Origin of the sequence: Kaistia sp. UC242_56 (assembly GCF_044452255.1) — a bacterium.
GTDB classification, from domain to species: Bacteria; Pseudomonadota; Alphaproteobacteria; order Rhizobiales; family Kaistiaceae; genus Kaistia; species Kaistia defluvii_A.
In genome coordinates this window covers 3,867,080-3,880,297 of record NZ_JBIOAN010000002.1, presented here as the reverse complement: position 1 = coordinate 3,880,297, position 13,218 = coordinate 3,867,080, and the positions used below count along the sequence as shown (strand labels likewise).

13 protein-coding genes are annotated in these 13,218 nt (G+C 65.6%); 8 read left to right on the top strand and 5 right to left on the bottom strand.

Annotated elements, in window-relative coordinates; all coding sequences use genetic code 11:
• Window positions 1–31 precede the first annotated feature (31 nt).
• The 4 genes from ACHMWQ_RS21050 to ACHMWQ_RS21035 are packed head-to-tail and all read left to right on the top strand — an operon-like array spanning window position 32 to window position 2,777.
• Complete coding sequence (locus ACHMWQ_RS21050) at window positions 32–640, top strand: DUF1285 domain-containing protein (RefSeq protein ID WP_396308959.1); 609 nt, start codon at window positions 32–34, stop codon at window positions 638–640.
• Complete coding sequence (locus tag ACHMWQ_RS21045; RefSeq protein ID WP_354550715.1) at window positions 637–1,275, top strand: CoA pyrophosphatase; 639 nt, start codon at window positions 637–639, stop codon at window positions 1,273–1,275. The genes ACHMWQ_RS21050 and ACHMWQ_RS21045 overlap by 4 nt, the downstream gene beginning before the upstream one ends.
• Window positions 1,276–1,539, top strand: coding sequence for a DUF6111 family protein (locus ACHMWQ_RS21040; RefSeq protein WP_396308958.1), 264 nt, complete (start codon window positions 1,276–1,278; stop codon window positions 1,537–1,539).
• Entirely contained in the window at window positions 1,536–2,777 is a 1,242-nt protein-coding gene (locus ACHMWQ_RS21035) for a CCA tRNA nucleotidyltransferase (RefSeq protein ID WP_396308957.1), read from the top strand. Before ACHMWQ_RS21040 ends, ACHMWQ_RS21035 begins: the two co-directional genes overlap by 4 nt.
• A gap of 51 nt (window positions 2,778–2,828) precedes the next feature.
• Here the strand turns inward: ACHMWQ_RS21035 and ACHMWQ_RS21030 are convergent, their stop codons facing one another.
• The 5 genes from ACHMWQ_RS21030 to ACHMWQ_RS21010 form a co-directional block, all read right to left on the bottom strand.
• Complete coding sequence (locus ACHMWQ_RS21030; RefSeq protein ID WP_396309503.1) at window positions 2,829–3,713, bottom strand: cytochrome c1; 885 nt, start codon at window positions 3,711–3,713, stop codon at window positions 2,829–2,831.
• 28 nt (window positions 3,714–3,741) lie between these two features.
• The gene (locus tag ACHMWQ_RS21025) at window positions 3,742–5,010 is read right to left on the bottom strand and encodes a cytochrome b/b6 (RefSeq protein WP_266329781.1); all 1,269 of its coding nucleotides are present in this window, start codon (window positions 5,008–5,010) and stop codon (window positions 3,742–3,744) included.
• Between the two features lie 18 nt (window positions 5,011–5,028).
• The gene (gene petA, locus ACHMWQ_RS21020; RefSeq protein ID WP_354550709.1) at window positions 5,029–5,589 is read right to left on the bottom strand and encodes a ubiquinol-cytochrome c reductase iron-sulfur subunit; all 561 of its coding nucleotides are present in this window, start codon (window positions 5,587–5,589) and stop codon (window positions 5,029–5,031) included.
• Between the two features lie 284 nt (window positions 5,590–5,873).
• On the bottom strand, window positions 5,874–7,709 hold the full coding sequence (locus ACHMWQ_RS21015) for an ABC transporter ATP-binding protein (protein WP_396308956.1): 1,836 nt from the start codon (window positions 7,707–7,709) through the stop codon (window positions 5,874–5,876).
• A 418-nt stretch (window positions 7,710–8,127) separates the two neighbouring features.
• Window positions 8,128–9,978, bottom strand: coding sequence for an ABC transporter ATP-binding protein (locus tag ACHMWQ_RS21010; protein WP_396308955.1), 1,851 nt, complete (start codon window positions 9,976–9,978; stop codon window positions 8,128–8,130).
• A gap of 61 nt (window positions 9,979–10,039) precedes the next feature.
• On the opposite strand from ACHMWQ_RS21010, the gene ACHMWQ_RS21005 reads away from it, so the two are divergent.
• From ACHMWQ_RS21005 to ACHMWQ_RS20990, 4 genes are all read left to right on the top strand, one after another.
• A complete protein-coding gene (locus ACHMWQ_RS21005) occupies window positions 10,040–10,537 on the top strand; it encodes a tRNA (cytidine(34)-2'-O)-methyltransferase (protein WP_396308954.1) in 498 nt (165 codons plus the stop codon).
• Window positions 10,524–11,411 (top strand): oxygen-dependent coproporphyrinogen oxidase, encoded by an 888-nt coding sequence (hemF, locus tag ACHMWQ_RS21000; RefSeq protein WP_396308953.1) that lies wholly within the window; start codon window positions 10,524–10,526, stop codon window positions 11,409–11,411. The genes ACHMWQ_RS21005 and hemF overlap by 14 nt, the downstream gene beginning before the upstream one ends.
• 281 nt (window positions 11,412–11,692) lie before the next feature.
• The gene (locus tag ACHMWQ_RS20995) at window positions 11,693–12,568 is read left to right on the top strand and encodes an S-methyl-5'-thioadenosine phosphorylase (RefSeq protein ID WP_396308952.1); all 876 of its coding nucleotides are present in this window, start codon (window positions 11,693–11,695) and stop codon (window positions 12,566–12,568) included.
• A gap of 107 nt (window positions 12,569–12,675) precedes the next feature.
• On the top strand, window positions 12,676–13,218 hold the full coding sequence (locus ACHMWQ_RS20990) for an adenine phosphoribosyltransferase (protein ID WP_396308951.1): 543 nt from the start codon (window positions 12,676–12,678) through the stop codon (window positions 13,216–13,218).

The window sequence follows — 13,218 nt, the reverse complement described above, 5'->3', positions numbered from 1 at the left end:
CGCCGCCCTGCACGGAAGGATGATACTTAGCATGTCAGTTACAAAGCAGGGCGAAACCAAGGCCGAGGACATTTCGGTGCCGGGTTCGGCCCTCTCGGGGCTTATCGAACGGGCGGGCAAGCTGCGCGGACCGGCGCCGGTCCATCTCTGGAATCCGCCCCATTGCGGCGTGATCGACATCCGGATCGACCGGAATGGCGCCTGGCATCACGAGGGCCGGCCGATCCTGCGCGAGGCGCTGGTCAAGCTGTTCGCCACCCTTTTGCGCCGTGAGCCGGACGGCAGCTACGTCCTTGTCACGCCGGCCGAAAAGCTGACGATTTCCGTCGAGGACGTACCGTTCATCGCGGTGGAACTGGCCATCGAAGGCGAAGGGGCGGCGCAAACCGTGGTTCTCCGCACCAATGTCGGCGACGTCGTCACCGTCGATGCCGAGCATCCGCTTCGGGTCGCTCCCGGGCATGCGAAGGATGGGCTGGTTCCTTACGTCCTGGTCCGTGGCGGGCTCGAAGCCCGGCTGGCGCGGCCGCTGGTGCATGAGCTCGCTTCGGCGTTCGAGCAGCGCGGCGCGGAAATCGGCGTGGTTTCCAGCGGTCACTTCTTCGTCATCGGCCCGGCCGAAGCGGCGGTGACGTCTTGACGCAGTTTGACGATGACGATCCTTTCCGGCCGGATCATTTCTTCGAGCGGGCGCGGCAGCGGTTGCTGCCGCTCGAGCATCCGCTGGTCGCGGATCCGAACGAAATCGTCATCAACCCGGAATTCGTGCCGCCGAAAGGCTTTGTCTGGCGCGAGGCGGCAGTGCTGATTCCCATCGTCGAGCGCAGCACCGCCACCGTGCTGATGACCCGGCGGACGATGCAGTTGCGCAAGCATCCCGGCCAGATCGCTTTCCCGGGCGGCAAGATCGATCCGACGGACGCGGATGCGACGGCCGCCGCGCTGCGCGAGGCGCAGGAGGAGATCGGGCTGGACCCGGCTTTGGTCGAGCCGATCGGCGGGCTGGACCCCTATATCGCCGGCACAGGCTACCGGATTACTGCCATCGTGGCGCGGGTGGCGCCCGATCATCACCTGGTGCTGAACCCGGCCGAGGTTGACGCGACCTTCGAAGTACCGCTCTCTTTCCTGATGACGCCAGAAAATCACCAGACGATCAGTCGCGAATTTGATGGCGTCCGGCATTCTCTCTATCAAATGCCGTATGACGAACACCATATCTGGGGAGTGACCGCCGGGATCATCCGCGGTCTCTATGAGAGACTCTTTCAATAGATGCTGCGATTTCTCGCCATTACACTGTTCTGCTTCCTGGCGCCGTTCCTAGCCTATGCCGGCTGGCGCCAGTTCGCGCCCGGTTCGTCGCTGGCCCGCGAGGACTGGGACTACAAGGTGCTTTCTCGCTTGTCGGCGGCCGGTGTCGTGCTCGTGCTGATCGCCGTGATCGGGCTGGTCCATTTTTCCGGCGGTGAGGTCGGAACGACCTATCACCCGGCCGAATTCCGCGATGGCAAGCTGGTCCCGGGTGGCTTCGATTGACCCAGAGGGATTGCAGGCAGGCGGCGTTCCTGACCCAGCCGCTGGTGCGCCAGGTGCTGGAACTGCTGTCGACCGATGGCGAGGAAGCGCGTGTCATCGGCGGCGCCGTGCGCAACACGCTGATGGGCCTGCCCGTCGCCGACGTGGATGTCGCCACGACGGCCGTGCCGGAGACGGTGATCGCGCGCGCCGAGGCCGCTGGCCTCAAGGTCGCGCCGACCGGTATCGAGCATGGCACGGTGACGGTGATCGGCGATCGCCATGTCGTCGAGGTGACGACGCTGCGCGAGGACATCGAAACCGATGGTCGCCGCGCCGTCGTGCGCTTCGGCCGCGACTGGCAGGTCGATGCCGAGCGGCGTGATTTTACCCTCAACGCGCTATCCGTCGATATCGAGGGGACGTTGCATGATCCCGTCGGCGGTCTCGCCGACCTCGACGCGCGAAAGATCCGTTTCATCGGCTCGGCCGACCGGCGCATTGCCGAAGATCGCTTGCGGGCTCTGCGCTTCTTTCGTTTCCACGCCGCCTATGGCGCCGGAGCTCCGGACCCGGAGGGGCTGGCGGCGACCATCCGCGCCCGCCACGACCTAGCCGGGCTTTCGGCCGAACGCGTCGGCCAGGAGATGCGCCGTCTGGCCGTGGCGAACGGCGCGGTGCCGACCCTGATCCTGATGCAGGAAAGCGGCATCCTTCCGCTGATTTCCGCCAGCGTCGGCGACTTGGTCGCCCTGGCGCGCCTGCCCGATTTCGAGCCTGACGGACCGTTTCCTGCGCTGCGTTTCGCCGTGCTGTTCGGCCGCGTGCAGGAGGATGTCGACCGGATCGGCCTGCGCTTCCGGCTTTCCAATGCCGAGCGCAACCGCATGCGCGCAGCGCTTTCGGCCGCGACCGATATCGTCAGTTCGCCGCCCGACGCCGATCACGCGACGCTCTATGTGATCGGGGAGGGCGCCTTTCGCGACGGGCTGATTTTTGCCGCTGCCAAGGGGCAACTCGGGCATGACGATTTCGCGGCGCGCCTCGCTGCGGCGCGGGAATGGCCGATCCCGACCTTCCCGCTCTCCGGCCGGGACGTGGTCGAGCTTGGCGTGGATCGCGGTCCGCTGGTCGGCCTGCTGCTTAAGAAGCTGGAGCGCGAGTGGATCGACGACGATTTCCACGCCGATGCGGAAACGCTGCGCCAGAACCTCAAGGCGTTCCTGACGAGCTTCCAGCAGCAACAGCAGCAGCAATAAAAAAAGGGCCCCGTCGGGGCCCTTTTTCAATGCATGTCTGCCGGTCGCGCCTTAGTGGGCGACCTTGGCCCAGATCTTCTTCTTGGCGAAGTAGAGCAGGCCGGCAAAGACGATCAGGAAGATGATCACCTGGAAGCCGATGCGCTTGCGCGCGTCGAGATGCGGCTCGGCCGTCCACATCAGGAAGGCCGCGACGTCGCGCGAGTACTGGTCGACGGTCTCGGGCGTGCCGTCGGCATAGGTGACCTGGCCGTCCGAGAGCGGCGGGGCCATGGCGATCGCCGAGCCGCTGCCGAAGCCGACGTTGTAATGCAGGCCGGGGCCGACGGTGACGCCTTCCGGCGGCTCGCGGTAACCGGTCAGCAGGCCGTGGATGTAGTCCGGGCCGCCTTCCTGGTACTGGGTGAAGATATCCAGCACGAACCAGGGGAAGCCGCGCTCGACGGCGCGCGCCTTGCCCATCAGCGACAGGTCCGGCGGAGCCTTGCCATTGTTCGAGGCCGCGGCCGCTTCCGGATTGGGGAAGGGCGACGGGAAGCGGTCCGACGGGCGGGCCGGACGCTCGAACATGTCGCCGGCGTCGTTCGGTCCGTCCTGCACCTGGAAGGTCGCGGCAAGCGCCTTGACCTGCGCCTCGCTGAAGTGCGGTCCGCCGGGCTGGCCCAGATTGCGGAAGCTCATCAGGTTCATCGAGTGACAGGCGGAGCAGACTTCCTTGTAGACCTGGTAGCCGCGCTGCAGCTGCGCCGTATCGAACTTGCCGAACACGCCAGCGAAGCTCCAGGGCTCCTGCGTCGGATGAACGAGCGGGTAGTGCGGCGTCTCGTGGGCGGCTTCCTCGGCGGCGCTGACGGGGCCGGCCACCAGCGTCGCCGAAGCGACGCTGAGGGACAGGACCAGGCCAAACCGCGCGATTTTCTCGGAAAGGGTCTTCATCATGATCGATCCGTGATCCTCTCGCGGCTTACTTGCTCTGCGGCGCGGCGGGCGCACCGGCGGTGACATTGGCCGCACCCTTGCCGAGAACCGACTCGGTGATCGACGCGGGCAGAGGCTTCGGCTTCTCGAACAGGCCGAGCAGCGGCAGGATCACCAGGAAGTGGAAGAAGTAGTAGACCGTCAGGATACGCGAAGCGATGACGTATCCACCTTCCGCCGGACGCGAGCCGAGATAGCCCAGGCCGATCGACACGATCACCAGGATCCAGAAGAACTGGCGATAGAGCGGGCGGAAGTTGGCCGAACGGACCTTCGAGGTGTCGAGCCAGGGAACCACGAACAGCACGGCAATGGCGCCGAACATCGCGATGACGCCGCCCAGCTTGTCCGGGATCGAACGCAGGATCGCGTAGAACGGCAGGAAGTACCATTCCGGAACGATGTGCGCAGGCGTCACAAGCGGGTTGGCCGGGGTGTAGTTGTCCGGATGGCCCATGAAGTTCGGCAGGTAGAACACGAACCACATGTAGACGATCAGGAAGACGACCAGGCCGAGCGCATCCTTGACGGTGAAGTAGGGATGGAAGGGCAGGGTGTCCTGGCTGGACTTGACCGACACGCCGGTCGGGTTGTTCGAGCCGGGAATGTGCAGCGCCCAGATGTGCAGGACGACGACGCCGGCGATCATGAACGGCAGAAGGTAGTGCAGCGAGAAGAACCGGTTCAGCGTCGGGTTGTCGACGGAGAAGCCGCCCCAGAGCCAGGTCACGATGGTCTCGCCGACGATCGGGATCGCCGAGAAGAGGTTCGTGATCACGGTGGCGCCCCAGAAGGACATCTGTCCCCAGGGAAGCACATAGCCCATGAAGCCGGTGGCCATCATCAGCAGGAAGATGATCATGCCGAGGATCCACAGCACCTCGCGCGGCGCCTTGTAGGAGCCGTAGTAGAGGCCGCGGAAGATGTGAACGTAGACGGCGATGAAGAACATCGACGCGCCGTTGGCATGCAGGTAGCGCAGCAGCCAGCCATAGTTCACGTCGCGCATGATGCCTTCCACGGAGGAGAAGGCCAGCGAGGTGTGGGGGGTGTAGTGCATCACCAGCACCACGCCGGTGACGATCTGCGCCACCAGCATGAAGGCGAGGATGCCGCCGAAGGTCCACCAGTAGTTCAGGTTCCGCGGATTGGGGAACACGATGAACGACGAATGGATGAGCCCGCCGATCGGCAGGCGTGCCTCGAACCACTTCAAGAAAGCGTTCTGCGGCTGATAGCTAGATGGTCCGGACATGATCTCGATTTCCCCCGGTCAGCCGATCTTGATCTTGGTATCGCTCAGGAAGGAATAGACCGGAACGGCCATATTCTCCGGAGCCGGGCCGCTGCGGATGCGGCCGGCCGTGTCGTAGACCGAGCCATGGCAAGGGCAGAACCAGCCATTGTATTCGCCAGACTGGCCGAGCGGAATGCAGCCCAGATGGGTGCAGACATTGACCATGACGAACCAGTTTTCCTTGCCGGCCGCGGCGCGGTTGGCATCGGTGGCCGGAGCGTCGAGCTGCAGGTTGGCGTTGCGCGCGACCGGATCCTTGAGCTCGGAAAGCGAGGCCGCCTTGGCGTCGTCGATTTCCTTCTGCGTGCGGTTGCGCACGACCACGGGCTTGCCGCGCCACTTCACGGTCAGCGAGTCGCCGGGTTGCAGGGCGCCGATGTCGACTTCCGTGGAAGCGAGCGCCAATGCCGACGCGTCGGGATTCATCTGATTGATGAAAGGCCAGACGGCGGCCGCGACACCGACAGCGCCTACTGCGCCGGTCGCAATATACAGAAAGTCGCGGCGGGTCGGTTCTGCCGTAGCATTTTCAGCCAAGATGATCCCCTCATAGTCCTCGGAAGCGGGCGCTGCCGTCGTCATCGTCCGTATGCGGCCCACATCAGTGCGATGTCCGGAACGCCCGGCCGAAATGGATGGGAAAACCGGCATGGTCCCCATCTGTCAGATTAGAAGCTGTTTAGCCACCGACGGCGAGGAATGTCCAGAGAGCGCTCACCCGATGCGCACATTGTCGCGGGAAGGCGACCGGATATGCGCAGGGATCGGGTGGAAAGAGGCGGGCGGCCGCGTGGCCGCCCGCTCTGTCCCTGCGGTGGGACTCAGTTGGCGTGCAGGTCCAGGAATCCGCCCGACTGCCGATGCCAGAGACCGGCGTAGAGGCCGTTCTGGCGCAGGAGCTGCTCGTGCGTGCCGGTTTCGACGATATGGCCCTGGTCGAGCACGATCAGCCGGTCCATCGCCGCGATGGTGGAGAGGCGGTGCGCGATGGCGATCACGGTCTTGTTCTCCATCAACCGAAGGAAGCTCTCCTGGATCGCGGCCTCGACCTCCGAATCGAGCGCCGACGTCGCCTCGTCGAGGATCAGGATCGGCGCGTCCTTCAGGAGCACACGGGCAATGGCGATGCGCTGCCGCTGGCCGCCCGAGAGCTTGACCCCGCGCTCTCCGACATGCGCGTCGAGCCCCCGGCGTCCCCTTGGATCGCTCAGCCCCTCGATGAAGCCGTCGGCATGCGCCTGGCGGGCCGCTTCCCGCACCGCTTCTTCCGAGGCGTCGGGGCGGCCATAGAGGATGTTGTCGCGCACCGAGCGATGCAGCAGCGAGGTGTCCTGCGTGACCAGGCCGATCTGCTGCCGAAGACTGTCCTGCGTCACGTCCGAGACGTTCTGCCCGTCGATTAGCACGCGGCCGGCCTCGACGTCGTAGAAGCGCAGCAGCAGGTTGACCAGGGTCGACTTGCCGGCACCCGACCGTCCGACCAGGCCGACCTTCTCGCCCGGCTGGATGGTGAAGCTCAGATCCTCGATGATTCCGCCCGCCTTGCCATAGTGGAAGCGGACATTCTCGAAGCGGATCTCGCCCTTGTCGGCGACGAGCGGCCGGGCGGCCGGCTTGTCAAGCAGGTCGTAGGGGCGCGCGATCGTCTCCAACCCCTCCTGCACGGTGCCCATCTGCTCGAAGATCCCGACCGCCACCCACATGATCCAGCCGGACATGTTGGTGATGCGGATGGCGAGGCCGGCTGCCACCGCGATGGCGCCCAGCGTGATGGCCTCGAACGACCACAGCCAGACGGCCAAGGTGCCGGTCGCCATGACGAGCAGGCCGTTCAGGCTGGAGACCGTGGCGTTCATCGCCGTGATCAGCCGCGTCTCGTTCTTGAAGGCGGCGGTGTGCTCGACCAGCGCCTCCTTGGCATATTCGTCCTCGCGCTCGGGATGGGCGAAGAGCTTCACCGTCTGGACGTTGGTGTAGCTGTCGACGATCCGGCCGGTGAGCTGCGAGCGCATCTCGGACATGATGGTCGCGCGGTCGCGGATGCGCGGAACGAACCAGGCCAGCGTCGCGACATAGGCGATGATCCAGATCAGCAGCGGCATCGCCAGCCGCCAGTCGGCGCTCCAGAAGATCACCAGCGCCGAGCCGGCGAAGATCGTGACGAACCACAGCGCGTCGATCACCTGCGTCACCGATTCGCGCAGCGCCGGGCCGGTCTGCACGATCTTCGAGGCGATGCGGCCGGCGAAGTCATTGGCGAAGAAGGTGATCGACTGGCGCATGACGTAGTGGTGCGTCTGCCAGCGGATCAGATTGGTGAAGTTGGGCGCGATGGTCTGCTGGTTGACGAGGTCGTGCGCCAGCGCCGCCAGCGGCCGGGCGATGACGATGACGAAGCCCATCCAGAGAAAGGTCGGGCCGTAATCGGCCAGGATCTCGCTCGGCGTGGTCGATTTCAGCAGGTCGACGATCGAGCCGATATAGCGAAGCATCGCGATCTCGATCAGCGATACCACCAGACCGATCGCCATCAGGATCAGCAGGTACGGCCAGATCTGGCGGCAATAGCGCCAGTAGAAGCCGACCAGTGTCGACGGCGGCATGCTGCCGTCATGACTGCGGAACGGATCGATCCGGGATTCGAAGAAGCGGAACATGGGGAAGTCCAGAGTTTGGATGCTGGACCGCGCCTCGGGCGCGCGGCTCGACGTTGGATTGCGGACGCGCGTCTCCGGCGGGAGAGGGCGCATCTTCCGGCGGAAGCGAGGAGCCTGGGCGTACCGGGACCGGACAGGAGCGGGTAGTCCGGAAGAGTGGCCGGTGGGGCCAGGAAAGCGTCAGAGCGTGGCGTGCATCGCCTGACGGGGGCAGATCGCGGGCCGGATGTTCAACAGGATATTTTCCATCCAACCCTCCCGGATCTGCGCTGCGGCGCGCGAAACGCGGCGGCAACTCATGCAATCAGAGGATGCTAGCGCGGATTTCACTTCAAATCCCGCATTTTCGCGGTGCGAGCGGGTTTTCGGGCGTCTTGTTGCGGATGGGTGACAGGCGCTTGGCTTGTCAGCCGTCGCGCTACTCCGCCGCGATCTCGTGCGGAGTGAGGCCGCCGATGAAGCCGCCGGACTGGCGGGCCCAGAGCGAGGCATAGAGGCCTTGCGCTGCCAGCAGTTCCTGATGCGTGCCGGTCTCGACGATCCGGCCTTCGTCCATGACGACGAGGCGGTCCATCGCCGCGATGGTGGACAGGCGGTGCGCGATGGCGATCACCGTCTTGTCCGCCATCAGCCCCTCGAGCTGTTCCTGGATCACCGACTCGATTTCCGAATCGAGCGCCGAGGTCGCCTCGTCGAGCACGAGGATCGGCGCGTCCTTGAGCAGCACGCGGGCGATGGCGATGCGCTGGCGCTGGCCGCCGGAAAGCTTCACGCCGCGTTCGCCGACATGGGCGTCATAGCCGGTGCGGCCGCGCGGGTCGGCGAGACCCTCGATGAAGCCGTCGGCGGCGGCCTGACGCGCCGCCAGGCGCACGGCTGCGTCGTCGGCGTCGGGCCGGCCGTAGCGGATGTTGTCGCGCACCGAGCGGTTGAGCAGCGCCGTATCCTGCGTGACGACGCCGATCGCGGCGCGCAGCGAGCCTTGCGTGACGGTGGAAATATCCTGCCCGTCGATGCGGATCGCGCCGCTCTCGAGGTCGTAGAGGCGCAGCAGCAGGCTCACCATCGTCGTCTTGCCGGCGCCGGAGCGTCCGACCAGACCGATGCGTTCGCCGGGCTTGACCACCAGGTTGACGCCGCGCAGCACCGGCGTCTTGCCGCCATAGTTGAAGACCACGTCGTCGAAGGCGATTTCACCCTTGCTGACAATCAGCTGCGGCGCGTCGGGTTGGTCGATCAGCCCATGCGGGCGGGCGATCGTGCGCATGCCATCCTCGACCGTGCCGACATTGTCGAACAGGCCGGTGAGCGTCATCATCACCCGGCCGGACATGACGGTGAGCCGCATGACGAGGCCGAGCGCCACCGCCGTCTCGCCGGCGCTGATCGAGCCGCGCATCCAGAGCACGACCGCCGCCGCGCCCGTTGCCCCGATCAGCAGGGCATTGGTGAACTGCATCAGGATCGACAGCGTGGTGAGCAGCCGGTTCTGTTCGAGCATCCGGCCGGTCTGCTCGGCGATGGCGTTGCGGGCCGTGTCTTCCTCGCGGCCGTCGCGGGCGAACAGCTTCACCGTCTGGATGTTGCCGTAGATGTCGGCGAGCTTGCCGGTCAGAAGCGAGCGCGCCTCGGACGCGGCGGCGGCGCGCTTGCGCACCTTGGGCACGAAGAAATAGGCGAGCGTCGCCAGCGCCACGACCCAGATCGCCAGCGGCACCGCCATCAGCAGGCTGACATCGGCGAAGATGAACAGCGCCGAGACGACGAAGACCGAGATCACCCAGAGCGCATCGATCACCTGTGTGATCGACTGCGTCAGCGCCGAGCCGGTCTGCACGATCTTGGTGACGATGCGGCCGGAGAAATCGTTCTGGAAGAACGAATAGGACTGGCCGATCACATGCAGATGGTTGAGCCAGCGCACGCGCGCGGTCAGGGCCGGCGGCAGGGTCTGGTTCGACAGGATGGTCTGGATCGCGTTGACCAGCGGCCGCAGGAACAGGACCACGACGGCCATGCCGGCCAGTTGCCAGCCATGATCGGCCAGGAAGGTCGCCGTCTGGCCGTTGGCCATCAGATCGACCAGGCGGCCGACATAGGAATAGATCGCGACCTCGGCCAGCGAAACGGCGAGGCCGGCTGCCATCAGCGCGACGACATAAGGCCAGACGGGCATGAGGAAATGGCGGTAGAAGGCGAGCAGGCCGGTCGGCGGATCGTTTTCCTCAGGGACAAACGGATCGATCAGATGTTCAAAGTAGCGGAGCATGCCGGATCCTGTATCACCCTTGCCGCGAGCCTGCCGCGCCAATCCAATATATGAAGGCCAGATGCCCCGCATTGCGCTTTATCAGCCCGACATCCCCCACAATACAGGGGCGATCCTGCGATTCGCTGCCTGCATGGGCGTGGATGTCGACATCATAGAGCCTGCCGGCTTCGACCTGTCGGATCGCGGATTGAAGCGGGCGGGCATGGACTATGTGGAGCGCGCCGCGCTTCGCCGCCATATTTCTTTCGAATCCTTCGAGATTTTCCGGGCGGAGCAGGGCAGCCGGCTGGTGCTGCTCTCGACCAAGGCCGCGATCCCCTATACCGATTTCGCCTTCCGCCCGGACGACATGCTGCTCTTCGGCCGCGAGAGCGCCGGCGTGCCGCCATCCGTGCACGAACGCGCCGAGGCGCGACTGATCGTCCCTATGCGGCCGGGATTGCGCTCGATCAATCTCGCCATGACGGTCGCCATGGTAACTGGCGAGGCGCTCAGGCAGACCAGTGGCCTGCCGGGCGGACCCGCTGTTGAGGAAGACACACATGGCACTGCCTGACGCAATCGAGGACAAGAAGGCCCGCGCGAGCACCTGGTTCGCCGAATTGCAGGGTCGCATCATCGCCGGCTTCGAGGCGCTGGAGGACGCGGCATCGCCCGCGCTCTATGGCGACAAGGTAGGCCGGTTCGAGCGCAAGCCCTGGAAGCGCACCGATCACACCGGCGCGCCGGGCGGCGGCGGCACCATGGCGCTGATGCATGGCCGTCTTTTCGAAAAGGTCGGCGTGCACGTCTCGACGGTGCATGGCAGCTTCGCGCCGGAATTCGCCAAGGAAATGCCGGGCGCGTCGGAGGATCCGCGCTTCTGGGCAGCGGGCATCTCGCTGATCGCGCACATGACCAATCCCAACGTCCCGGCCGTGCACATGAACACGCGCATGGTGGTGACGACCAAGCAGTGGTTCGGCGGCGGCGCCGACCTGACGCCGGTGCTCGACCGCCGGCGGACGCAGGAGGATACCGACAGCGTCGCCTTCCATGCCGCCATGCGCGGCGCCTGCGAGCGCCATCCGGTGGCCGATTACGAGCGCTACAAGACGTGGTGCGACGAGTATTTCTTCCTGAAGCACCGCAACGAGCCGCGCGGCATTGGCGGCATCTTCTATGACGGCCACCAATCCGGCGACTGGGACGCTGATTTCGCCTTCACCCAAGATGTCGGCATCAGCTTCCTCGCCGCTTACGACGCGGCCGTGCGCGCCAATTTCGAGACGCCCTGGACCGAGGCCGACCGCGAGGAGCAGCTGATCCGGCGCGGCCGCTATGTCGAGTTCAACCTGCTCTACGATCGCGGCACGATCTTCGGCCTCAAGACCGGCGGCAACATCGACTCGATCCTGTCGTCGATGCCGCCCGTGGTGAAGTGGCCGTAAGAGATTTCACGCGTACTCCACTGAATGTTGCATCGTCACAGGGGAGTTGCGCCGTCGCCCCGGCGAAGGCCGGGGCCCATGGACACCGACCGAGAAGGTTGCGGCTCTGCCTTATGGTCATGGGCCCGTGTGTCTGGATCCCGGCCTCCGCCGGGATGACGGCGGCGGGTGTCGACTCGATCCAGGTGAACAGCCCGAGCCTGCCCTCTGCCGATCCCGCTTGAGCTTGTCCGGCCGCTTTGCCATCTTCGCGGCTCCACGGACAAGGCAGGTACGGATCCATGACCAAGGCGGTTCTCGGCATCATCGGCGGGTCGGGGCTCTATGACCTGCCGGGCCTCGAAGGCGCGGAATGGCGCACGGTCGAGAGCCCCTGGGGCCAGGCTTCCGACCAACTCCGCTTCGGGGGGATCGGCGCGACGGAGATCGTCTTCCTGCCGCGCCATGGCCGCGGCCATCGCCTGTCGCCATCCGGCATCGACTATCGCGCCAATATCGATGCGCTGAAGCGCGCCGGCGTCACCGATCTCGTTTCCGTCTCTGCCGTCGGCTCGCTGAAGCAGGAGCATTTTCCCGGCGAGTTCGTCATCGTCGACCAGTTCATCGACCGGACGGTGGCGCGGGTCTCCAGCTTCTTCGGCAATGGCTGCGTCGCGCATGTCTCGATGGCCCATCCGGTCGCGCCGAAGCTGGTCGAGCAGATCCGCCGCGCCGCCGAGGCCGAGGCAATCGACCATCATGTCGGCGGCACCTATGTCTGCATGGAGGGACCGCAATTTTCCTCGGTCGCCGAATCGCAGCTCTATCGAAGCTGGGGCGCGTCGGTCATCGGCATGACCAACATGCCCGAGGCCAAGCTCGCCCGCGAGGCGGAGATCGCCTATGCCACCATCGCCATGGTGACCGACTATGATTGCTGGCACCCCGGTCATGAGGCGGTATCGGTGGAAGCGGTAATCAAGGTGCTCGGCGACAACCGCGACAAGGCGCAGCGCCTTGTAGCGCGGCTGGCCCGGGACTTCCCGGCCGAGCATGAACCGTGCCCGATCGGCTCCGACCGCGCGCTCGAGCATGCCATCATGACGGCGCCGCATGCGCGCGATCCCGAACTGATGGCCAAGCTCGACGCCGTTGCCGGCCGCGTGCTGGCGCGCTGACCCCCTGCTATCGGCCAAACGCCGCAGCGTTTGCCGTCTTGGAACTGGACGCGGGCCGAAAGCTGGGGCAAGCCTTAACCAACATCCGCAGAAATCTGAAAGCCATCATGACCTCTGCCCTGAACGACATCGCCGCCTCGATCCGCACGATCCCGGATTACCCGAAGCCGGGCGTCCAGTTCCGCGACATCACCACGCTGCTCGGCAATGCGCGCGCATTCCGCCGCACGATCGACGAACTGGTCCAGCCCTGGGCGGGCGCCAAGGTCGACCAGGTCGCCGGCATCGAAGCACGCGGCTTCATCATCGGTGGCGCCGTGGCGCACCAGCTTTCGGCCGGCTTCGTGCCGATCCGCAAGAAGGGCAAGCTGCCCTTCGATACGGTCAGCATGTCCTATGCGCTCGAATACGGCACGGACGAGATGGAGATGCATGTCGACGCGGTCGGCAAGGGCGACCGGGTGATCCTGGTCGACGACCTGATCGCAACCGGCGGCACGGCCGAGGGCGCGGTCAAGCTGCTGCGCCAGCGCGGCGCCATCGTCGAGGCGGCCTGCTTCATCATCGACCTGCCGGAACTGGGCGGCGCGGCCAAGCTCCGGGCGCTCGACGTTCCGGTCCGCACGCTCGTCACCTTCGAAGGGCACTGA

Bases quoted from the DNA above. Each gene is read 5' to 3' on its own strand.
- ACHMWQ_RS21015 (WP_396308956.1), bottom strand. From the start codon at position 7,709: ATGTTCCGCTTCTTCGAATCCCGGATCGATCCGTTCCGCAGTCATGAC.
- ACHMWQ_RS21005 (WP_396308954.1), top strand. From the start codon at position 10,040: ATGCCCCGCATTGCGCTTTATCAGCCCGACATCCCCCACAATACAGGG.
- ACHMWQ_RS21030 (WP_396309503.1), bottom strand. From the start codon at position 3,713: ATGAAGACCCTTTCCGAGAAAATCGCGCGGTTTGGCCTGGTCCTGTCC.
- ACHMWQ_RS21010 (WP_396308955.1), bottom strand. From the start codon at position 9,978: ATGCTCCGCTACTTTGAACATCTGATCGATCCGTTTGTCCCTGAGGAA.
- ACHMWQ_RS20995 (WP_396308952.1), top strand. From the start codon at position 11,693: ATGACCAAGGCGGTTCTCGGCATCATCGGCGGGTCGGGGCTCTATGAC.
- ACHMWQ_RS21025 (WP_266329781.1), bottom strand. From the start codon at position 5,010: ATGTCCGGACCATCTAGCTATCAGCCGCAGAACGCTTTCTTGAAGTGG.
- hemF (WP_396308953.1), top strand. From the start codon at position 10,524: ATGGCACTGCCTGACGCAATCGAGGACAAGAAGGCCCGCGCGAGCACC.
- ACHMWQ_RS21050 (WP_396308959.1), top strand. From the start codon at position 32: ATGTCAGTTACAAAGCAGGGCGAAACCAAGGCCGAGGACATTTCGGTG.
- ACHMWQ_RS21040 (WP_396308958.1), top strand. From the start codon at position 1,276: ATGCTGCGATTTCTCGCCATTACACTGTTCTGCTTCCTGGCGCCGTTC.
- ACHMWQ_RS20990 (WP_396308951.1), top strand. From the start codon at position 12,676: ATGACCTCTGCCCTGAACGACATCGCCGCCTCGATCCGCACGATCCCG.